Here is a 20,542-nt window from a genome sequence, read left to right as displayed (position 1 = left end):
GCTCACGCCGCCACCCCGGCGTACCGGTTCGCCGGCCGTTCCAGCCCGACGCGTTCGCGCAGCGTCCCGGGTTCGTAGGCGGTGCGGAACAGGCCCCGCCGCTGCAGCTCCGGGACCAGCCCGTCGACGATCGCGTCGAGATCGGTGGGCAGCACGGCCGGCCGCAGCCGGAACCCGTCGATCCCTTCGTCCCGCCAGGACTCCAGGAGGTCGGCGAGCGCGGTCGGGGTGCCGGCCAGCACCGCGGCTTCGGAGCACAGCGGGCTCCGCTCCTCGAGCCGCCGCAGCCGGGCGTGGGCCGCGTCGGCGTCGGCGTCGAGGACCACGACGAGATCGGCGAGCACCCTCAGCGGCGGCAGCGTGCGCCCGACCGTGTGCTGGGCGGCGCGGATCTCCCCGAGGATCGCCGGGATGTCGGCGGCTCCCTGCGGCGTGGTGAACACGACGTCCGCGGCGCGGGCGGCCAGCTCGTACGCCGCCCGGGCGTGGGCGAGCGCCACGACGAGCGGCTGGCCCTGCGGCGGCCGCGGCACGATGCCGGGCCCGCGCACCGCGAAGAAGCGCCCCTCGAAGTCGATCGTGTGCACCTTGTCGCGGTCGAGGAAGCGGTTCGTGGCGGCGTCGCGAATCTCCGCGTCGTCCTCCCAGCTGTCCCACAACCGCCGGACGACCTCGACGGCGTCGGCCGCCTCGTCGAACAGGTCCTGGACCGCGGCCGCGGTCCCCGGTGTGCCGAGCGTCTCCCGCCGGATCTCGGGCAGCGTGCGGCGCCCGAAGTGCCGCGCCTCGTCGGCGCGCGCCGAGGTCTGCACGCGCCAGCCGGCCCGGCCGTGGCTGTCGTGGTCGAGCGTGGAGATCGCCGAGGCGATGTGGAAGGGCTCGGTGTGCGTGGTCGTGACGGTCGGGACGAGCCCGACGTGGCGGGTCAGCGGCGCGACGAACGCGGCGACCAGCTCGGCGTCGAGCCGCCCCCGGACCTGGTCGGTGCGGCGGTCGGCGGCCCCGAGGTGGTCGCCGGACTGCAGGCCCAGGGCGTCCTCGATCGTGACCAGGTCGAGCAGGCCGCGCTCGGCGGCGCGGGCCAGGGCCGCCCAGTAGCGGGCGGTGAAGAGCAGATCGGGGCGGGCGCCGGGCTCGCGCCAGGCGGCGGGGTGCCAGCCGGCGCCGTCGAGCGCGACGGCCAGATGGATGGGGGCCATGCGGGCAGACCTCTCCTGCGGGAGAAGGGACGGGGATCGGGTCCTCGTCAGGCCCGACAGCCCGCGCTGGCCGTGCGCAGGAGATCCACGTGGCGCCGCCGCACCCCGAGAAACATCGCTCCTCCATCGCTCCCGGCTGTAGCACCCGCACCCGTCGGACGGGGGGTTGCTGCGGCGTCGTCGAGCCGGGTCTCTCGGCCGCTCTGGATGGTGTGGCCCCGTGGGCCGGAGCCACTGTAGGGATCAGCACGGCCCGTCCGTCAATACTCCGGGTGACATCTGTGATCAGCGACGCCGAAACCCGACCGACGTGTCCGGACACCGGATCCGGTGCTCTCGCCAGGCGAAACACAGTCGGCCCCGGGAACCACAAAGGACCGGACAACGACACGGCGGCGCCACGTCGGGCTCCTCTGATCACCCGACCGCGGTTACGGTGACTCACCGCCGGCACCGGTTCCCCGTGCCCTCTCGCGACGACCGGCAACGGCGTCGTCCACCGATCCGGTCCGATCCCTCTCCGGCCGTCCCCTCAGGAGCTGCCCCATGCGCTTCCAGGTCCTCGACATCGTCCCGCACGCCCCGCACCCGGTCACCGGCGAGATCATCTCCGTGCACGAGCGGCTCGAGCGGGTCGTGGAGAACGCCGTCCTCGCGGAACGGCTCGGCTTCGACTCCTACGCCGTCGGCGAGCGGCACGCCGGCGAGTTCGTCTCCTCCGCCCCGACCGTGCTGCTCGGCGCCCTGGCCCAGGCCACCGACCGGATCCTGCTCAGCACCGGGGTCACCGTGCTGTCCCTGCTCGACCCCGTCCGCGTGGCCGAGGACTACGCGACCGTCGACCAGCTCTCCGGCGGGCGGCTGGAGATCGTGATCGGGAAGGGCAACGAGGACAGGCACTTCCCGCTGTTCGGCCTCGAACTGGCGAAGCAGTACGAGTACCTCACCGAGAACCACGAGCTCCTGCGCCGGCTGCTGCGCGAGGAGGACGTGTCGTGGACCGGCGTGCACCACCACGACCTCCACGGCGTGACGACCCACCCGCGGCCCTTCGACGGGCCCTTCCGCATCTGGCACGGGTCGGCCACCTCCACCGCCGCCGTCGACCTCGCCGCGAAGTGGGGCGACCCGATCTTCACCGCCAACGCCCTGCAGCCGCGGGAGAACTACCTGGTCCTGATCGACCGCTACCGCGAGCAGCTCGAGGCGCACGGGCACGACCCCGCCGTCGGGTACGTCGGGTCCGGATCCGGCGGACTGTTCCTCGCCGACTCCGACGAGCAGGCGATCGCGGAGTACCGGCCGATCTACGAGGCCCAGGCGGCCACGCTCGCCGCGGCGCACGCGGGCGACCCGCGCAGGGGCAAGACCATGTCCTTCACGACGATCGAGGAGGCCGTCGCCCACGGCCCCGCGCTGGTCGGGACCCCGGAGCGAGTCGCCGCGAAGATCCTCGACTACCACAAGTCCTACCGGCACGACGTCCAGTCGGTCTCGGTCAACCCGGTGCTGCCCTACCCGCAGCAGCAGGAGGTGCTGACCCGCTTCGCCGAGGAGGTCGTGCCGCTGGTCCGCCGCGAGGTGTCCACCACGTTGTGGGGGCCGCACGACCCCGGCCGCGCCCGGGGTCTGACCCTCCACTGAGGTCACGCTCGCGCGGACGCCTGCACGGACGCCCGCGTCGACGTGTATCGCGTCCTCGGTCTCGAGGGGCGAGGCACAGGTTCCTCGTGCCTGCTGCGATACCCACTCCACCGCCGAAACAGGATCGACACGGGCCGGGAGGCCGGCTGTTACACACGCGATGTTTCCTCATGCGCGACGAAGGTTCATGACGCGAGACCTCAGGTCTCGTGCCCCCGCGCGAGGAGCCGCGATGGACGCAGCAAGTACGGCTTGGATCCTGGCCGCCACCATGGGCGTGAGCCTCATGGTCCCCGGGCTGGCCCTGTTCTACGGCGGCTCGGCGCCTCCGGCGCGATCATGTTCCTGATCCGCACCTACCTCGTCTCCCTCGACGAGCTCGCACGCGGGCCCGCGTGGCGGGAGCGGTTCGGCCGCGTGCTCGCCGAACCGCCCGAGGACATGGCCGACTACAAGGGTCTCGTCCGTCACCGCGACGCCGCCGCCCGCTGGCTGCTCGACACCTGATCCCGAGGTCGCGCACGCCACAGGGCGGCGCCTTCGCACGTCTTCCATGTTTCCCGCACAGAGACTATGTTTCTCAATGCGACACGATGAAGGGACCACGCCGATGGCCACCGACACCTCCACCCTCCCCCGCACCGAACCGGTATCCCCCGTGCCGGCCGCGGCGCCGTCGCTGGCCGAGCGGGCCCGGGCCGACGGGGTCCGCTTCCTGCTCGCGCTGTTCGTCGACCTGACCGGGAAGCCGTGCGCCAAGCTCGTGCCGGTCGAGGCCGCGGACGAGCTGCAGCACGAGGGCGTCGGGTTCGCCGGCTACGCCGTCGGCGCGATCGGGCAGCAGCCGTGCGACCCGGACCTGATCGCGATCCCGGACCTGGACAGCTACACCCCGCTGCCCTGGGTGCGCGAGGGGCTGGCGCTGGTGCACTGCGACCCGCACGTCGAGGGCCGCGCCTGGCACTTCGCCCCGCGGGTCATCCTCAAGAAGCTCCTCGCCGAGGCGAAGGCCCGGCAGCTGGAGCTGTTCGCCGGCGCCGAGGTCGAGTACTTCCTCGTCAACCGCAACGAGGACGGGGTGTTGGTACCGGCCGACGGCAAGGACGTCGAGGCCCGGCCCTGCTACGACGCCCGCGGCCTGACCCGCATGTACGACCACCTGACCGGCATCTCGGCGGCGATGAACGCGCTCGGGTGGGGCAACTACGCCAACGACCACGAGGACGCCAACGGCCAGTTCGAGCAGAACTTCGCCTACTCCGACGCGCTGACCACCGCGGACCGGGTCATCACCGCCCGCTACCTGATCTCGATGCTCGCCGAGCAGCGCGGGATGACCGCGACCTTCATGCCCAAGCCGTTCGCCGACCGCACCGGCTCCGGCATGCACCTGCACCTGTCGCTGTGGCGCGACGGCGAGTCGCAGTTCCCGGACGCCGAGGACCCCCGGGGCCTCGGGCTCTCCCCGCTCGCCTACCGGTTCCTCGGCGGCATCCTCGAGCACGCCCCGGGCATGCAGGCCGTGTTGGCGCCCACCGTGAACTCCTACAAGCGCACCGGGGCCACCTCGACCCGGTCCGGCGCGACCTGGTCCCCGCGCCGGGCCACCTACGGCGGCAACGACCGCACCCACTTCGTGCGGATCCCCGACCACCACCGCATCGAGCTGCGCGGCGGGGACGGCTCGGCCAACCCCTACCTGGCGCTCGCCGCCGCCCTCGCCGCCGGGCTCGACGGCATCGCCCGCGACGTCGACCCGGGTGCGCCCGGCACCGGCCCGGACGCGATCGTGCGGCCCGAGCTGCCGCCCACGCTGCTGCACGCGGTCGAGGCCCTGAGCGCCGACCCGGTCGTCATCGGCGGGCTCGACGCCGCCGGGCCCGGTGTCGCGGAGTACTTCGCCGCGCTCAAGCGCGAGGAGTTCTTCGACTGGCACGGCACCGTCGGCTCCTGGGAGCACGACCGGTACCTCACCGCCTTCTGACCCCTTCACCCCACGAGAGAGGAGACGGCCCGTGTGCGGGATCGTCGGACTCCACCTGCGCGACCCCGAGCTGTACCCGCAGCTCGGCCGCCTGCTGGAGACCATGCTGTGCCAGGTCGTCGAGCGCGGCCCCGACTCCGCCGGGGTCGCCGTCTACGGTGACCGCCGCCGCTGCCCCGAGGGCCACGCCGCGGTGTCGGTCCTGGTTCCCGCCGGCACCGACTTCGGCGTGCTGGGTCTGCCGGAGCTGCTGGTGACCGAGGCCGGGGACACCACGGTCCTCGCCGCTCCGGTGTCCCCCGACGCCCTGGTCGCCGCCGTGCGCGCCGCACTCCCGCAGGCCACCGTCGTCGGCTCGGGTACCGACCTGACCGTCTACAAGGGCGTCGGGCACCCCCGCGAGCTGGCCGGCGTCTACGACCTGGCGAACGCGCAGGGCTGGCAGGGCCTGGCGCACACCCGGATGGCCACGGAGTCCGCGGTCACCCCGGAGGGCTGCCACCCGTTCTCGGTCGGCCCCGATCAGTGCCTGGTGCACAACGGCTCGTTCGCCAACCACGCCACGATCCGCCGCGAGCTGATCGCGGCCGGGCACGTGTTCGACTCCGAGAACGACTCCGAGGTCGGCGCCCGGTTCGTCGCCGACCGGCTGGCGCAGGGCGAGGACCTGGACAAGGCGCTGCGGCTGGTCTGCGAGCGCTTCGACGGCTTCTACACCCTGCTCGTCACCAGCGCGGACGGGTTCGCCGTGGTCCGCGACGCCATCGCCTGCAAACCCGCGATCATCGCCGAGACCGACCGCTGGGTCGCCATGGCCTCGGAGTTCCGCGCGCTGGCCGACCTGCCCGGGATCTCCGACGCCCGCATCTACGAGCCCGAGCCCGAGCGTGTCTACGCGTGGCGGCGCACCACCATCCGCAGCGAAGGAGCGAGCGCGTGACCGCGACCGTCGAGTCCACCCAGGCCCCTGCCGTCGTCGATCTCGCCACGACGTCGGTCCGCGAGCTGAACGCCGAGCTGCACGCGCCGAAGGCCACCCACTACGCCGTGCACCACCCGCAGGGAGCGCACGCCATCGCCGCCGGCGTGGCCACCCCGATCACCGTCGACGTCCACGGGCACGCCGGCTACTACGCCGCCGGGATGAACGACGGCGGCACGATCACCGTGCACGGCAACGCCGGGACCGGCGTCGCGGAGAACATGATGTCCGGCCTGGTGCGGGTCACCGGGGACGCCTCGCAGTCCGCGGGCGCGACCGCCCACGGCGGGCTGCTGGTCATCGAGGGCTCGGCGTCGATGCGCTGCGGGATCTCGATGAAGGGCGTGGACATCGTCGTCGGCGGCGACATCGGCCCGATGAGCGCCTTCATGGCCCAGGCCGGACGGCTCGTGGTCTGCGGCGACGCGGGCGCCGACCTCGGCGACTCGATCTACGAGGCACGGCTCTACGTCCGCGGCTCCGTCGCCTCCCTCGGCGCCGACTGCATCGAGAAGGAGATGCGCGACGAGCACCGCGCCGAGCTCGGCGAGCTGCTCGCCGCCGCCGGCCTCCCGCACGATCCGGCCGAGTTCCGCCGCTACGGATCCGCCCGCCGGCTCTACCACTTCACCTCGGGGAACACGTACTGATGATCGATCCTGCCCAGACGAATCCTGCGCTGCGCGAGTCGGCCACCTTCGACCGCGCCACGATCGCCGGCATCCAGCGCGCCGCCGCGACCGGCGTCTACGACATCCGCGGCTGGGGCGCCAAGCGGCCCCTGCCGCACTTCGACGACCTGCTCTTCCTCGGCGCGTCGATGTCCCGGTACCCGCTGGAGGGCTATCGGGAGCGCTGTGACACCGACGTCGTCCTCGGCGACCGCAACGCCAGGTACCCGCTGCACCTCGACATCCCGGTCACCATCGCCGGCATGAGCTTCGGCGCCCTGTCGGCACAGGCCAAGGAGGCCCTGGGCCGCGGCGCGTCCGAGGCGGGCACCTCGACCACCACCGGCGACGGCGGCATGACCCCCGAGGAGCGCGGCCAGTCCAAGCACCTCGTCTACCAGTACCTGCCCTCGCGCTACGGGATGAACCCGACCGACCTGCGCAAGGCCGACGCCATCGAGATCGTCCTCGGCCAGGGCGCCAAGCCCGGCGGCGGCGGCATGCTGCTCGGCCAGAAGATCTCCGACCGGGTCGCCGCGATGCGGACCCTGCCCGCGGGCATCGACCAGCGCTCCGCCTGCCGCCACCCCGACTGGACCGGCCCGGACGACCTCGCCATCAAGATCCTCGAGCTGCGGGAGATCACCGACTGGGAGAAGCCGGTCTACGTGAAGGTGGGCGCGTCGCGCACCTACTACGACGTCAAGCTCGCCGTCGCCGCGGGCGCGGACGTGGTCGTCGTCGACGGGATGCAGGGCGGCACCGCCGCGACCCAGGAGGTGTTCATCGAGAACGTCGGCATCCCCACCCTCGCCGCGATCCCGCAGGCCGTGCAGGCGCTGCAGGAGCTGGGGCTGCACCGCACGGTCCAGCTGATCGTCTCCGGTGGGATCCGCACCGGCGCGGACGTCGCGAAGGCGATGGCCCTGGGCGCCGACGCGGTCGCGATCGGCACCGCCGCGCTGATCGCACTGGGCGACAACGACCCGCGGTACCAGGCCGAGTACGAGAAGATCGGCTCCGCCGCCGGGTTCTACGACGACTTCCAGGACGGCCGCGACCCCGCCGGCATCTCCACCCAGGACCCGGAGCTCGCCGCCCGCCTCGACCCGATCGAGGGCGGCAAGCGGCTGGCCAACTACCTGCGCGTGCTGACGCTGGAGGCCCAGACCATCGCCCGCGCCTGCGGCAAGGCCCACCTGCAGCACCTCGAACCGGAGGACCTCGTCGCCCTGACCATCGAGGCCGCCGCCATGGCCCGCGTGCCGCTGGCCGGCACCACCTGGATCCCGGGGAGCGAGCGATGAGCGGGAACACCGCGGAGGTCGTGATCGTCGGCGGCGGGCTGGAGGGGTGCGCCGCCGCCTGGGCGCTCGCGCAGCGCGGGGTCACCGACGTCGTGGTCGTCGAACGGGACACCGTCGGCTCCGGCGGCACCGGCAAGTCCTCCGGCGTCGTGCGCTGCCACTACGGCGTCTCGTCCCTCGCGGCGATGGCCACCCAGGCGCTCGAGGTGTTCGAGAACGCCGCCGAGCTCCTCGGCGAGGACGTCGGGTTCCACCAGACCGGCTACGTCGTCGGGGTCGGCCCGGAGAACGTCGAGGCCCTGCACGCCTCGATGGCCGACCAGCGCGCCGTCGGCGTCCGCACCGAGGACATCGACAGGACCGAGGTGCAGAAGCTCTGGCCCGTCGCCGACCTCGATCCCTTCGCCGCCTTCGCCTGGGAGGAGCGCGGCGGCTACGGCGACGCCTACCGGACCGCGCAGGCGTTCGCGGCCGCCGCGCGACGCGCCGGGGTGCGGCTCAAGCAGGGCGCCACCGTGACCGACATCCTCGCTGAGGGCGACAAGGCCACCGGGGTCCGGCTCGCCGACGGCACCGGGATCAGCGCGGGCACCGTCGTGCTGGCGGCCGGTCCGTGGTCGGTGCCGCTGCTCGCCGACCACGGCATCGACCTGCCGATCACCGTGCACCGCGAGCAGATCGTGCTCATCGACCCCGGCCAGGACCTCGGCCGCGTCCCGGTCTTCTCCGACCTGGTCTCGCTGCAGTACGTCCGCCCCGAGAGCGGTGGGGAGATCCTGTTCGGCAACTCCGACCTCGCCGAGCTCGAGCCCGCCGACCCCGACCACTACTCGAACCGGGCGACCGAGGCCTTCCTCGATCTGGCCGTGGACAAGGTCGGCACCCGCTTCCCGGGCCTGGAGAACGCCTCGATCGCCTCCACCTACGCCGGCTGCTACGACGTCACCCCCGACTTCAACCCGGCCATCTCCGAGACCCCGATCGCCGGGTTGGTCGTCGCCGCCGGGTTCTCCGGCCACGGCTTCAAGATCTCCCCCTCGGTCGGCCGACTCGTGGCCGACCTCGTCGTCGACGGGAAGAGCAGCCACTCCGACATCCCCGAGTCCGACTTCCGCCTGTCCCGCTTCGCCGAGGGGGCGCTGCTGCGCAGCCCGCACCCCTACGTCGGCGCCGGCGAGATGCGCTGACCCGAGAGCGAGGAACGCACAGTGATGCCGCAGAAGATCCGCGGAGTCGTCGCGCCCGGGACCGCTCTCGAGCAGAGGCACCACGGGGACGTGCTCCGCCCCGTCGTGGCCCTCTGACGAGGTCCCCCGATGTGTGTGCAGCTCACCGGGCGCGACGACGACGTGAAGGTCGCAGCCGACGCGATCGCGCACGGGCCTGCCCTCCGCGAGGTCGTCGAGCCCGCGAACCGCGAGAACCGGCTCGAACGCGCCATCGGGGCCCAGGTGCGCCGGATCCGCAGCAGCTCCGGCGCCACGCTGGCCGAGATGGCCGCGAAGACCGGCATCTCGAAGCCGATGCTGTCGAAGATCGAGAACGCGCAGACCTCGTGCAGCCTGACCACGCTCGCCCGGCTGGCCGACGCGCTCGACGTTCCGGTGACGTCGTTCTTCCGCGGCGCGGACGCCGAGCGCGAGGCCGTGTTCACCCCGGCGGGCGCCGGAGCGCGCATCGTCGCCCGCGGTACGCGGGTCGGCCACGACTACACGCTGCTGGGCGCGCTGCGCGGGCCGCACAAGCGGATGGAGGCCCACCTCGTCACGCTCACCGAGCGCAGCGAGGAGTTCCCGCTCTTCCAGCACCCCGGCACCGAGCTGCTCTACGTGCTCGAGGGCGAGATGGTCTACGGGCACGGCGAGTCCAGCTACCGGATGCGATCCGGGGACGCGTTGCAGCTCGACGGCGAGGGGGCGCACGGCCCCCGTGAGCTGGTCTTCCTCCCGATTCGCTTCCTGTCGGTCGTCGCCTACGGGGAGGTGGCCGTGGAGTCGAGCGGGTGATCCGTGCCCGGCACCCTCGCCCCGTCCTGGCCGTGGTCAGGCCCTGAGGCCGCAGCCGCGGCGGCCGGGTCCAGCGGTTCACCGGCGATGAGTCCCGCCATGGTCGGCGGTCTGTCTCCCCGTACCGATCAACCGGCACGCGAGGAGAGCACCATGACCGCCACCTACACCTTCGACGTCTTCAGCAGCCTCGACGGGTTCGGCGCCGCCGGCGGCGACTGGACCGGCTACTGGGGCAAACAGGGCCCCGAGCTGCTCGACCACCGTCTCGCCCTGTACGACGACGAGCAGCGGATGGTCTTCGGGGCCACCACGTATCGCCTGTTCGCGCAGATGGTGGCGTCGAGCACCGAGGACTCCGAGGTGCGGGACCCCTGGGTCACCCGGATGAGAAACCTGCCGGCGACGGTGGTGTCGACGACCCTCGAAGGACCCCTCGACTGGCCGGACGCGTCCCTCGCACGCGGCGACGCCGTCGACGTCGTCGCCCGGCTCAAGGAGGAGTCCGAGGTGCCGTTGCGCTCGCACGGCAGCCTCTCGCTGAACCGGGCGCTGATGGCCGCCGGCCTGGTCGACCGCGTCCAGGTGACGCTCTTCCCCGTGATCACCGGCCAGACCGGGCTGGACCCGATCTTCCGGGGTGCGGCCGACTTCGACCTCGAGCTGATCGAGAGCCGAACGCTCGACGGCCACATCCAGGAGCTCATCTACCGGCCGACCCTGCACGCCTGAGTCACTGGAGCAGGTCAGCGATCGTCACCCGTGTCCCGGTCCGGGCAGACTTGACCACGCCTCGACGCGTTCCGCGCTGGCAGGATCCGCTACCGCGGCCCCATCTCCGTCGAGTGGGAGGACGCCGGCATGGACCGGCTGCACGGCGCCTCCGAGGCCGCGCTACATGCGCTCCCTGCTCTGGCCGCTTCCCGCTGGCCGGTTCGACGCGGCCTTCAGTACCCAGCAGGACAGTACTGAAGGCCGGGCGAAGCGCTCGTCCGGACGAGGGCGCGGTCCGGCGCCGTCGGGTCACGACGCCGCGAGCAGCCGCGAGCGGACCGCAGGCCACGCCGGCGACAACGGGTCGATCAGCGCGAAGTGCCCCGCCTCGGGCACGATCACGACCTCGGTCCGCCGGTGGACGTCGGCGTAGCCGCGCGCCTGTACCGGCGGCACGATCGCGTCCCGCTCGCCGTGGACGATGGTGACTGGCACGCTCGGCGATGCCAGCTCGATCGGATCCAGGTCCGGGCGGGAGCCCGGGTCGGCGCCCAGGAAGTCCCGCACCGCGCCGTCCCCCAGCCCGGCGCGGTGTGCTCCGCCGAGATCGGTCACCGGCGCGAGCGCGACGGTGGCGACGAGCCCGGGTGGCGGCGCCGACGTCGCGGCCCACAGGGCGAGGTGCCCGCCGGCGGAGTGCCCTGCGACGACGGCGGGGCCGATACCGGCGGCGAGGACCAGCGCCGCGCGGACGTCGGCGGTCGAGGCGTCGGGGTCGCCCGGCACCCTGCGGTACTCCACGGACACGACGGTCCGGCCCTCGGCGCGCAGCGCCGACGCCAGCGGCCGGAGGTGCGTGCGGTCGTAGGCAGGCCGCCAGAAGCCGCCGTGGATCAGACAGAGCACCGGCAACCCGGCAGCGTCCACACCCCCGTGGTAGATCTCGATCAGCTGGTCGCGCCCCTCGCCGTACGCCCGGACCTCGTCCGGCTCCGGCGCGGGCCGCGTCAGTACCGAACGGTCCTCGCTGCCCAAGGCGGCCTCCCCATTCCTCACCAGCCGCCCTCGGCAGCTCGGAGCACGACCACCGAGCCCAGCACGTCTGCGTGGGAGGGAACACCTCGGCCTCGCACCGCAGAATGGCACGGTCCGGCGGCACGGTGGTGTTCGATCGGGCTACTGCTTCTCGTGCGGGTTCTCCTGTGGACGATCGGACCGGGTCCGTTCAGGTGGAGGTGACGACGTCGGCTCTGCGGAGGCGGCGGGACCGCCGCTGCTCGGAGACCGGTGACGGTGCCGCGCGTGCGGCGGAACCGGCTCCTCCTCGAACGAGCCGACCTCCTCGACGAGCTGAGGCCGGCGAGCCCGGGCCACCGCGTACCAGGCCAGGCCGAGGACGACGAGCCCGAGGAAGATCCACGGCATCAGGTTGAGCGGGTACTCGGGCACCGGGATCACGTTCTTGTAGAAGACGTAGAGCAGCGCCGCGACGACCACGACCGCGAGCACCGCCGACAGGGGGTTGAACTCGTCGCGCTTCCGCAGGAAGAACGGCAGCGCGACGGCCATCAGCACGTAGGCCAGCATGTAGCCGAAGGTGCCGATCGTGCCGGTGTAGGTGATCACGTTGAGCGGCGTCATCCCGCTGACGACCAGGATGATCGGCACCACGAGCACGACCGGCGCGATGAGGCCGATCGCCACGTGCGGGGTCTTGTACGTCGAGTGGGCCCGGCCCAGCGCCCTCGGCAGGATGTCCTCCTCGCCCATCGTGTACAGGATGCGGGACGAGGCGTTGATGCAGGCGATGGTGACCGCGAAGAACGACGCCGTGATGCCCAGGTCGACGATCCAGGAGACCCCGCCGAGACCGTACTGCCCGGCCAGGTCGCTGATCGGCGCGGTGCTCGAACTCAGGGCGTTCGGATCGCCGAAGCCCCGCACCAGGGTGTAGGCCGCGAAGACGTACAGGATGCCGACCAGGACGGCGCTGCCGAGCACGGCGCGCGGGATGGCACGGTGCGGGTTGCGCGCCTCGGCGCCGAGGCTGGCCGCGCTCTCGAAGCCGACGAAGCCGAGCACCCCGAGCACGATCCCGAAGGCCACGCCGTCGAACGACAGGGTGGAGAGGTCGAAGGGGGTGGTGGTCCCGCGGGCACCGCTCCCGACCAGGACGGCGATCAGCACGAGCAGGATGGCGGCGACCGAGACGATCTCGAGGACCAGCCCCACGCGCGTGGAGATCTTGATGCCGATGATCGCGAACGCGGCGGCTCCGACCGCGGCGACCGCCAGGATGATGCAGACGGCGAGGGTGCCGCCGACCGGCAGCCCCAGTAGGGTGAGGAAGCTGCCGAAGTAGATGCCGGTGCCGATCACTCCGATCATCGCGATGAACGCGTAGCCGATGACCAGTCCCCAGCCGGCCGCGAACGCGCCACCCGGGCCGAGGCCCCGCGCGACGTAGCTGTACAGCGACCCGGAGGAGGCGAACCGGCGCCCGAACTGGGTCGCGACCAGCCCGACGAGGATGACGACGACGGTCGCGGCCACATAGGACAACCACGCTCCCTGCCCGGCGTAGAGGGCGATCAGCGCCGGGGTCGTGGCCATCGCGGCGCTGGGCGCGATCCCGGCCACCGACTGCGCCATCACGTCGAGCTGGCTCATCGTCCCGTGGGCCAGCCCGGTGTCGGAGTGGACCGGGTGCGGCCCGGTCCCCTGCGCGCTCACTCGGTCACCTCCTGGGTCGGAACCGGGTGCCCGTCACCGTGTGCGGCCTGTCCGTCGCCGGCGTGGCACGCCGGGGAGCGCGGCAGGTCCAGCGCGGGGTTGCCGTCGAAGAACCCGACCGGCTTGAGCGAGAATCCGATGTGGGTCACCGGCATGACCGGCCAGTCCTCCGGGCGGACCACGTGGTGGGCGCCGAACGAGTACCAGACGACGAGGTCCTCGTTCTCCAGCGGGCGGTCCGCCTTCTGGTACTCGAGCAGTCCGCCCGGGGAACCGTGCTGGTTCGGGTAGTCGCCCGCGGCGTACCGCTCCGTCGGGTCGTAGCGGGTGACCCAGAGGTGCTTGTAGGCGAACTGTGCACGGGCGAACGCCTGCGAACCCTCCTGTTGCAGGGGCAGCACGTTCTCGCCGGGCATCAGCTTGTAGCCGGTCGGCTGGCCGAGCTCGTTGACCTCGTTGGGGTTGACGACGTACCACACCCGGGCGACCAGCGGGTCGATCAGCCGCCGCGCCTCGCTCTCCCGCGACAGCGGCGTCTTCTTCGTCACCCAGGCGTTGCCGTACGGGTTGTCCGGCCCGGGCGGCACCGCGGCGGCGTCGACCTCGTAGACCGAGTTGCGCTCGCCGTCGACCTGCATGTCCAGCCGGACGTTGAAGAAGTGCTGGTGGTGCGGCCCGTACAGGCCGGGGGCGACGACGACGCCGTGGCGCGGCTCCTCGCCGTCGACCAGGGCACCGGTGGAGAGGACGCCGGTCAGCTTCACCTCGAACTGAATGGTGCCGTCGGTGTAGAGGTACCAGAAGAAGCCGTACTCGTAGTTGCCGACCGTCGCGATACAGGAGATCACCAGGCGGCGCGAACGGCGGACCTCCGCCTTCTCGGTGCGGAAGTCCGTGTGCTTCCAGCTGATCCCGTAGTCCTCCTCGTGCATGCAGACGGCGTTCGGGATGGTGACCGGCCGGCCCTCCTGGTCGTTCGTGGTCACATCGAAGTAGAAGATCTCGCCGAGGCAGTCGCAGCCGAGGGTCAGCGGGTTGAGCAGCACCCCGACCCCGTACTCGCCCTCGTCGAAGACGTTCTTGATCCGGTGCGTCGGCGCGGGGTCGCCGTAGGGGATGTACATCTCGGACAGCGAGGCCCGGTAGAGCACCGGCCGGAGCCTGCCCCGGTCCTCGTAGCCCACCTGGTGCAGCACCAGGCCCTCGCGCGGGGTGTAGCCGACCCGCAACCGCCACTTCTGCCAGCTCACCGCGTGCCCGTCGACGGTGAAGCTCGGGCCTTCCGGCTGGGTGATCTCCAGCGGCTTCAGGTCGTCGCGCAGCCGCTCGAACCCCGGCCGGTTGTCGTCGTCGAACATCAGCTCGGGCGTGTAGTTGCCCGCCTTCGGCGGCAGTGGCACGACACCGTGGTCGCGGACGTCGATGACCTCCATCTTGTCCATGTCGAGCAGCACGACCAGCCCCTCGACCGGCCGGGCGTAGCCGTTGTCGTCCTCCCGCGAGCGGACGAACGTCAACGGGCGCAGCAGCCGGCGGCCCGTGGGGTCGTCGATGTCGTAACCGGCCGCCCACGGGTCGATCATCGCCAGCGAGAAGTCGGTCACCCCTCGCTTGCGCATCGCCTCCTGCCATCGCGGATCGGACCGCGTGATCTCCTCTGCGCTGAAGAACTCCTCGAGCATCACGCTGGGTTGGACGTCGTCGAGCACCTCCCAGGAGACCACCGCTCCTTCGGAGAGGGAGACCACTGCTTCGATGGTCTGCTGGTGACCACGGTCGTACAGGACGGCGAAGGCTTCCCGGTCGGGAGCCGGACCCTCGCCGCGGCCGTGCGCGAGGACCTCGCTCTTGGCCGGCTCGTGGAGCGCGACCGTCACGAAGCGGATCCCCTGGTCGATCTGTCGCTCAGCGCGCAGGATCTCCGTGGTTCGACGGATCTCTTCAGGCGCGAGCGGCGCCAGTGGATTCGTCGTTGCGGTTGCCTGCCGTGTACTCACTGTCATCGGTACTCCTCGTCATTGAGGCGGTGTACGACGGCGCAGAGGCGGAGTGCGGGTAGCTGCGCTGTCCTGCGGTACCCCTGTCGAGCCGGAGAGCCGGAGCGGCTGCGTGCAGGGTTCGGGAGTCCTCCCGGATCATGAGTGCGAGCGTGACCGAGCCTGGAGCGAGGGCGGTGACGCGGTCGCCCGCGACCTTCTGATCCTAGTCCTGACCTGCCCGAAAAGAACCCCGGCTTCTCGGTAGCCGATCGACTACTGCGGCGACGTCTCGCTGAGCTCCAGGAGCGCGCGAAGGGCGGCGTCGGGGTACCCGGTTCGGTTCGCGTGCTGCGCTCGCGGCCCCCGCCGCCCGCTCCAGGCACACCGCTGCGCTGTCCCCGTCGCCCATGGCGTCGTGGGCAACCGCGGACAGGGCGGCGTGGAGGCGCACCCACCTGGTCGATCACTCCAGCTCGCGTGCCTTCGTCTCCGGGCTGAGCATGGTGGTGACCACGCCGACCAGTACGAGCACGATCGAGTAGAGGGAGAAGACCCACACCAGGTCGTGGCTGCTCAACCAGGTCAGGACGTACGGTGCCGTGCCGCCGAAGATCGCGACGACGAACGAGTAGGGCACCCCGATCCCGGAGGCGCGCACCGCGGTCGGGAACAGCTCGGCGAAGTAGGCAGGCATGATCCCGACGAACGCGCCGAGGAAGAACAGCGCGACGACCATGACCCCGAACATGCGCCACGCGGAGTCGTTCAAGGCGGCCATCAGCGGGAAGGACAGCACGATGAACGCCACGCCGTAGGTGAGGAAGATCGGCTTGCGGCCGAACCGGTCGGACAGCTTGCCCCACAAAGGCAGCGTGGCCATGAACGCGAGGTTGGCGGCGACCGTGGCCCACAGCGCACCCGAGGCGGGCACACCCTTGGTGGTGATCGCAAAGCCGGAGAGCCCGATGGCCCAGGTGTAGTACACGACCGTGCTGGCCAGGCTGAAACCGAGGATCCGCACAAGGCTGCGCTTGTTCTGGGCGAGGCCGCGAAGCAGGTCGCGGGTGGTGCGGCGGGCTGGTTCTGCGTGCTCGGTGGTCTCCCCGCCGTCCTGCTCGATGAACGCCTCGGTCTCCGGCAAGGTGCGGCGCAGGTACAGCCCGACCAGCCCGAGCAGACCGCCGATCAGGAACGGGATGCGCCAGGCCCAGTCGCGTAGGGCGTCGGTGCCGAGCGCACTGCTCGCGCCCGCACCGATCAGCGAGGCCAGGACGATACCCGCCGTCACCGAGACGTAGAGGCTGGTCGACCACAGCCCGCGCCGGGCGCGTGGCGCGATCTCGGCGATGTAGGTGTACGACGCGGCGATCTCTCCCCCGTGGGCCAGCCCCTGCGCGAGGCGGGCGAGCACGAGGATGACCGCCGCCCACGTTCCGACCTGGGCGTGCGTCGGCGCGACGCCGATGACGAGGCTGCCGGCCGCCATGAGGATCATCGAGCTGGTCATCGAGAACCTGCGACCGCGGCGGTCGGCGAGCCAGCCGAACACGAACCCGCCGATCGGGCGCATGACGAAGCCGACTGCGAACACGGCCAGGGTGGACAGCAGCGCGCCGGTGGCCCCGTCGTCGACGAAGAACTGCTTGGCGAAGAACGACGCGAAGATCGCGTAGACGCTCCAGTCGTACCACTCGAGCGTGTTGCCGACCCCGGCGCCGAGCAGCGTGCGGAAGGTGCTGCGGGGTGCCGTGACGGCGGTCGTGTCCTTGCTGGGTGCGGACATGGGCCCTCCTTTGGGCATGTCGGCCGACCACCACGACGGGTGCCGTGGTGGTGGAATGCGTCTTCGGCTAGAGCCCCGCCGCGCGCCGGACCGCGCGGACGGCGTTGACGTATCCGGTGCAGCGACAGAGGTTGCCGCTCAGTGCGTCACGGATGTCCGCATCCGTGGGCGACGGGTTGTGGTCGAGCAGCGTGACGGCGGACAGGATCATGCCGGGCAGGCAGAAACCGCACTGGAAGGCGTACTCGGCCATGAACGCCTCCTGGACGGGATGGGGGTCCGCCTGGGTCCCCAGCCCGGCCAGGGTGTCGACGCGGGCGCCGTCGGCCCGGCCGGCGAGCACCAGGCAGGTCTTGACGCACCGGCCGTCGACGATCGCGGTGCAGGTCCCGCAGTCCCCGTTGCGGCACCCGGCGCGCACCGCGGTGCTGCCCAGGTCCTCGCGCAGGACGTCGACCAAGGTGTCCTCCGGGTCGGGGTCGACCTGCACGGTCACCCCGTCCACCTGAAGTCTCACGACGCCTCCTCGGCGAGCTCTACCGCGCGCGCCGCGATCTCCGGCGCGACGCGCCTGCGGTACTCCCACGGCGCCCGCAGGTCCGCCCAGCGCTGCTCGGCGGGCAGCGCCGCGAGATGGTCGGCGACGGCGGCCCGGACCGCGGCCCCCGCCGGAACCGGCACGACCTGTGGGGTGCCGGCCACTCCCCCGAGCACCACCCGGCCCGCGGCGGCGGCAGCCGTCACCACGGGCCAGGAGGACTCCGCGAACTTGTGCTTGATGTACGCAGTGCCCCTGGGCCGCAGTGAGATCCGGAGACCGGTGACCAGCTCGTCGGGAGCGAGGTCGGGTGCTGCAGGGCCGGTGAGGAACCGCCCGGCCCGCACGATCCGCGTCCCGGCGACCGACCGGACCACCACCTCGGCGTCGAGCGCGACCAGGACGGCGAGCGCGTCGGACTGCGGCCGGGCGGCGCACAGGGCCCCCACGAGGGTGCCCTGGTGCCGGATCTGGATCCCGCCCGTGATGCCGGAGGCCATGCGGTGCAGCATCGGCAGCCCGGCGCGCACCTCGGGCGAGGTGATCAGCTGCTGGTAGCTGACGAGTGCGCCGAGCTCGACCACCGGCCCGCCGGCGAGCGTGTCCAGGCCCGCGCGGCCGAGATCGACGATGTCCGTCGCGGCCGGCCCGCCCCGTACCAGCGCCGGGACGCAGAGCGTGCCACCGCCCACGACGAGGGGCTTCGCGCCGGCCGCCACGCTCGCGGCCAGGGCCGCGACCGCCTCGTCGACGCTGCGGGCGAAGGTGGTGTTCACGACGCCTCCTCCGGTAGCAGGGCCAGCACCGCCGGCGGGTCCAGCGGAACCGAGGTGATCTCCCGGCCGCCCCAGCGCGCCAGCGCGTCGTCGACGGCGTTGGCGATCGCGGCCAGCGCGCCGCCGACCCCGGCCTCCCCCGCGCCCTTGGCGCCGAGCAGGGTGTGCGGGGCCGGTGTCTCGTGGTGGCCGATCACGAAGTCCGGCAGGTCGTTCGCCCGGGGAGCGAGGTACTCCTTGAACGAGGAGGCCTGCGGTGCGCCCCGCTCGTCGAACCGGCTCTCCTCCGACAGCGCCAGCCCGACGCCCATCGCCATCGCGCCCTGCAGCTGCCCCTCGACCAGCACCGGCTCGATCACTCGGCCGCAGTCGTGGACGGCCGTCAGCGAGCGCACCCGGACCCGGCCGGTGGCCCGGTCCACGTCGACCCTCGCCACGTAGGCGCCGGAGGAGAAGTACGGGTAGCTGTAGCGGTACTCGGGATCCGAGGGCGGATCGGGGCGGTACTCGCGGACGTGCTCCAGCGACCCGTGCCGGGCGACGAGCTCCGCGACGGCCGTCTCGGTGAGCGGGTCGGCGCCGAGATCGCGCAGCGTGGCGGCCAGGTCGCGGGCCGCCAGGACCACGGCCGCTCCGCCGACCGCGACCCCTCGGCTGCTGGCGTTGCCGGTCCCCGGCGGGCACAGGTCGGTGTCGCCCTGCACCACGCGGATCTGCGCCGACGTGATGCCCAGCTCGTCGGCGGCCAGCCGGGCGAGCGCAGTGTCGTTGCCGCCGCCCGGGTTGGTGACGCCGGTGCGCACCTCGACCAGCCCGTCCGCCCGGAGGAGGACGGCCGCGGCCTCGGGAGCCGCGACGGTCGGCGTGACGCCGGGGTCCAGTCGCCCGGCCGCGTGCCCGCCGCCCTCGGGGGTGACCTCGACGGCGATCCCGACACCGTCGGCGTCGATCCCCTCGTCGAGAGCGAGCACCTGGTCCAGTACGGCCGGGAGGTCCCCGCTGTCCAGCCGGTAGCCGGACGCCATGCGGTGCGGGAGGTCCTCCGGCCGCAGCAGGTTGCGCCGGCGCACCTCCGCGGGAGCGAGCCCGGTCCGGCGGGCCACCATGTCCATGATCCGTTCCATGACGAACACGGGAGCCTCCTTTCCGAATCCTCGGCAGGAGTGCCAGGGCGGCAGGTTGGTCGCGACGACCCGGGACCGGACGTCGAGATGGGGGACGACATAGGCGGTGGGGAACGCCGCCACACTGACGTAGGCCTGCCGCCAGCCGGGCTGGACGGCCTCGGCACCCACCGGGATGACGATCCGGTTCCGCAGCGCGAGGAGCCGGCCGTCGGCGGTGTGCGCGACCTCGACGTCGTGGAGCTGCTCGCGGCCCCCGCCGAGGAAGCACTCGGCGCGGGTCTCGATCCACTTCACCGGCCGGCCGCACAGGATGCTGAGCAGGCAGACGAGCGGCTCCTCGACGGGCCCGGTCATCTTGAGCCCGAAGGCGCCGCCGACGTTCGGCACCACCACGCGGATCGAGTCGACCGGCAGGTCGAGCACCTCGGCCAACTCCGCGCGGAGCTGGAAGGGCTGCTGGTGGGCGGCGTGCACGGTCAGCCGGGCGCCGTCCCAGTCCGCGACGTAGCCCCGCGGCTCGATCGGGGCGGTGCTGCTGCGGCCCAGGAAGAACTCGGCCCGGACCACGCGCTCGGCCGTACGCAGGACCTCGTCCGCGTGCCCCGCGACCACCTCGTTCTCGGCGATGACGTGCCGCGGGTCCGGATCGGCGAGGAAGGCGCGCGCGTCGAGCAGCGTGGGAAGGTCCTCGTACTCCACGACGACCGCCGCGGCCGCCGCGCGGGCGGCCCGTCGGCTCTCGGCCGCGACGACCGCGATCGGCTCCCCGACGTAGCGCACCTCGTCGACCGGGAGGGCCTCCAGCACCGCCCGCCGGCCGCCGATCAGCTCGGGATCGCCGAACTGGTACGGCAGCGGGTGCAGGTGCAGCGACGCCTCACGGCCCTCCAGCACCCGAGCGACGCCCGGCACCACCTTGGCCGGGGCGGTGTCGACCCGCCGGAGCCGGGCGTGCGCCCTGGTGCTTCGCACGACCGCCATGTGCAGCAGGCCGGCCGGCCGGATGTCGTCGACGAACAAGGCCGTGCCGCCCGCGAAGTCGAAGGCGTCCCGCTTCGGCCACCGAGCCGTCTCGGTCACGGACCTGTCCACCGCGGGC

The 20,542-nt window shown here is 72.3% G+C and carries 17 protein-coding genes, 1 pseudogene and 1 riboswitch; of the genes and pseudogenes, 10 read left to right on the top strand and 8 right to left on the bottom strand.

The genetic code is table 11. The features are described 5' to 3' along the window. Positions 1–2: 2 nt before the first annotated feature. A complete protein-coding gene (locus ABD990_RS28465) occupies positions 3–1,199 on the bottom strand; it encodes an LLM class flavin-dependent oxidoreductase (RefSeq protein WP_345383845.1) in 1,197 nt (398 codons plus the stop codon). Positions 1,200–1,319: 120 nt separating this feature from the next. Then, positions 1,320–1,413, bottom strand: a riboswitch (SAM riboswitch). Between the two features lie 332 nt (positions 1,414–1,745). On the opposite strand from ABD990_RS28465, the gene ABD990_RS28460 reads away from it, so the two are divergent. From ABD990_RS28460 to ABD990_RS28415, 10 genes and pseudogenes are all read left to right on the top strand, one after another. Further along, positions 1,746–2,843 (top strand): LLM class flavin-dependent oxidoreductase, encoded by a 1,098-nt coding sequence (locus ABD990_RS28460; protein WP_345383844.1) that lies wholly within the window; start codon positions 1,746–1,748, stop codon positions 2,841–2,843. 339 nt (positions 2,844–3,182) lie between these two features. Further along, on the top strand, positions 3,183–3,350 hold the full coding sequence (locus tag ABD990_RS28455) for a heme-dependent oxidative N-demethylase subunit alpha family protein (RefSeq protein ID WP_345383843.1): 168 nt from the start codon (positions 3,183–3,185) through the stop codon (positions 3,348–3,350). A 103-nt stretch (positions 3,351–3,453) separates the two neighbouring features. Beyond that, entirely contained in the window at positions 3,454–4,827 is a 1,374-nt protein-coding gene (glnT, locus tag ABD990_RS28450) for a type III glutamate--ammonia ligase (protein WP_345383842.1), read from the top strand. Between the two features lie 31 nt (positions 4,828–4,858). Beyond that, a complete protein-coding gene (locus ABD990_RS28445) occupies positions 4,859–5,767 on the top strand; it encodes a class II glutamine amidotransferase domain-containing protein (RefSeq protein WP_345383841.1) in 909 nt (302 codons plus the stop codon). Further along, positions 5,764–6,459 carry a GltB/FmdC/FwdC-like GXGXG domain-containing protein gene (locus ABD990_RS28440; RefSeq protein WP_345383840.1) on the top strand — a complete coding sequence of 232 codons (696 nt, stop codon included), beginning with the start codon at positions 5,764–5,766 and terminating at the stop codon, positions 6,457–6,459. The genes ABD990_RS28445 and ABD990_RS28440 overlap by 4 nt, the downstream gene beginning before the upstream one ends. Continuing rightward, entirely contained in the window at positions 6,459–7,787 is a 1,329-nt protein-coding gene (locus tag ABD990_RS28435) for an FMN-binding glutamate synthase family protein (RefSeq protein WP_345383839.1), read from the top strand. The genes ABD990_RS28440 and ABD990_RS28435 overlap by 1 nt, the downstream gene beginning before the upstream one ends. Continuing rightward, positions 7,784–8,974 (top strand): NAD(P)/FAD-dependent oxidoreductase, encoded by a 1,191-nt coding sequence (locus ABD990_RS28430; RefSeq protein ID WP_345383838.1) that lies wholly within the window; start codon positions 7,784–7,786, stop codon positions 8,972–8,974. The genes ABD990_RS28435 and ABD990_RS28430 overlap by 4 nt, the downstream gene beginning before the upstream one ends. Positions 8,975–9,103: 129 nt before the next feature. Further along, positions 9,104–9,793 carry a helix-turn-helix domain-containing protein gene (locus tag ABD990_RS28425; RefSeq protein ID WP_345383837.1) on the top strand — a complete coding sequence of 230 codons (690 nt, stop codon included), beginning with the start codon at positions 9,104–9,106 and terminating at the stop codon, positions 9,791–9,793. A 153-nt stretch (positions 9,794–9,946) separates the two neighbouring features. Continuing rightward, on the top strand, positions 9,947–10,525 hold the full coding sequence (locus tag ABD990_RS28420) for a dihydrofolate reductase family protein (RefSeq protein ID WP_345383836.1): 579 nt from the start codon (positions 9,947–9,949) through the stop codon (positions 10,523–10,525). Positions 10,526–10,579: 54 nt separating this feature from the next. Then, positions 10,580–10,754 (top strand): annotated as a pseudogene (locus ABD990_RS28415) (sugar phosphate isomerase/epimerase); the annotation flags it as partial. Between the two features lie 62 nt (positions 10,755–10,816). On the opposite strand, the gene ABD990_RS28410 reads toward ABD990_RS28415, so the two are convergent. The 7 genes from ABD990_RS28410 to ABD990_RS28380 all read right to left on the bottom strand — a co-directional run bounded on the left by ABD990_RS28410 (position 10,817) and on the right by ABD990_RS28380 (position 20,523). Further along, entirely contained in the window at positions 10,817–11,542 is a 726-nt protein-coding gene (locus ABD990_RS28410) for an alpha/beta hydrolase (protein WP_345383835.1), read from the bottom strand. Positions 11,543–11,683: 141 nt separating this feature from the next. Beyond that, positions 11,684–13,240 carry an APC family permease gene (locus ABD990_RS28405; RefSeq protein WP_345383834.1) on the bottom strand — a complete coding sequence of 519 codons (1,557 nt, stop codon included), beginning with the start codon at positions 13,238–13,240 and terminating at the stop codon, positions 11,684–11,686. After that, positions 13,237–15,243 carry a primary-amine oxidase gene (locus tag ABD990_RS28400; RefSeq protein ID WP_345383833.1) on the bottom strand — a complete coding sequence of 669 codons (2,007 nt, stop codon included), beginning with the start codon at positions 15,241–15,243 and terminating at the stop codon, positions 13,237–13,239. The genes ABD990_RS28405 and ABD990_RS28400 overlap by 4 nt, the downstream gene beginning before the upstream one ends. A gap of 439 nt (positions 15,244–15,682) precedes the next feature. Then, positions 15,683–17,002, bottom strand: a complete 1,320-nt coding sequence (locus tag ABD990_RS28395) for an MFS transporter (protein ID WP_345383832.1) — start codon at positions 17,000–17,002, stop codon at positions 15,683–15,685. Positions 17,003–17,069: 67 nt separating this feature from the next. Next, the gene (locus tag ABD990_RS28390) at positions 17,070–17,519 is read right to left on the bottom strand and encodes a (2Fe-2S)-binding protein (protein WP_345383831.1); all 450 of its coding nucleotides are present in this window, start codon (positions 17,517–17,519) and stop codon (positions 17,070–17,072) included. Next, positions 17,516–18,316, bottom strand: coding sequence for an FAD binding domain-containing protein (locus ABD990_RS28385; protein ID WP_345383830.1), 801 nt, complete (start codon positions 18,314–18,316; stop codon positions 17,516–17,518). Before ABD990_RS28385 ends, ABD990_RS28390 begins: the two co-directional genes overlap by 4 nt. After that, positions 18,313–20,523, bottom strand: a complete 2,211-nt coding sequence (locus ABD990_RS28380) for a xanthine dehydrogenase family protein molybdopterin-binding subunit (RefSeq protein WP_345383829.1) — start codon at positions 20,521–20,523, stop codon at positions 18,313–18,315. Before ABD990_RS28380 ends, ABD990_RS28385 begins: the two co-directional genes overlap by 4 nt. Between the last annotated feature and the right edge of the window lie 19 nt (positions 20,524–20,542).

Origin of the sequence: Pseudonocardia yuanmonensis (assembly GCF_039542425.1) — a bacterium.
Classification (GTDB): domain Bacteria; phylum Actinomycetota; class Actinomycetes; order Mycobacteriales; family Pseudonocardiaceae; genus Pseudonocardia; species Pseudonocardia yuanmonensis.
This window is presented reverse-complemented; position numbering and strand designations above follow the sequence as displayed.

Excerpts from the sequence above, each read along its gene's own strand:
- ABD990_RS28465 (WP_345383845.1), bottom strand. The coding sequence starts at position 1,199 with ATGGCCCCCATCCATCTGGCCGTCGCGCTCGACGGCGCCGGCTGGCAC.
- ABD990_RS28460 (WP_345383844.1), top strand. The coding sequence starts at position 1,746 with ATGCGCTTCCAGGTCCTCGACATCGTCCCGCACGCCCCGCACCCGGTC.
- ABD990_RS28455 (WP_345383843.1), top strand. The coding sequence starts at position 3,183 with ATGTTCCTGATCCGCACCTACCTCGTCTCCCTCGACGAGCTCGCACGC.
- glnT (WP_345383842.1), top strand. The coding sequence starts at position 3,454 with ATGGCCACCGACACCTCCACCCTCCCCCGCACCGAACCGGTATCCCCC.
- ABD990_RS28435 (WP_345383839.1), top strand. The coding sequence starts at position 6,459 with ATGATCGATCCTGCCCAGACGAATCCTGCGCTGCGCGAGTCGGCCACC.
- ABD990_RS28430 (WP_345383838.1), top strand. The coding sequence starts at position 7,784 with ATGAGCGGGAACACCGCGGAGGTCGTGATCGTCGGCGGCGGGCTGGAG.
- ABD990_RS28425 (WP_345383837.1), top strand. The coding sequence starts at position 9,104 with ATGTGTGTGCAGCTCACCGGGCGCGACGACGACGTGAAGGTCGCAGCC.
- ABD990_RS28420 (WP_345383836.1), top strand. The coding sequence starts at position 9,947 with ATGACCGCCACCTACACCTTCGACGTCTTCAGCAGCCTCGACGGGTTC.
- ABD990_RS28400 (WP_345383833.1), bottom strand. The coding sequence starts at position 15,243 with ATGACAGTGAGTACACGGCAGGCAACCGCAACGACGAATCCACTGGCG.
- ABD990_RS28395 (WP_345383832.1), bottom strand. The coding sequence starts at position 17,002 with ATGTCCGCACCCAGCAAGGACACGACCGCCGTCACGGCACCCCGCAGC.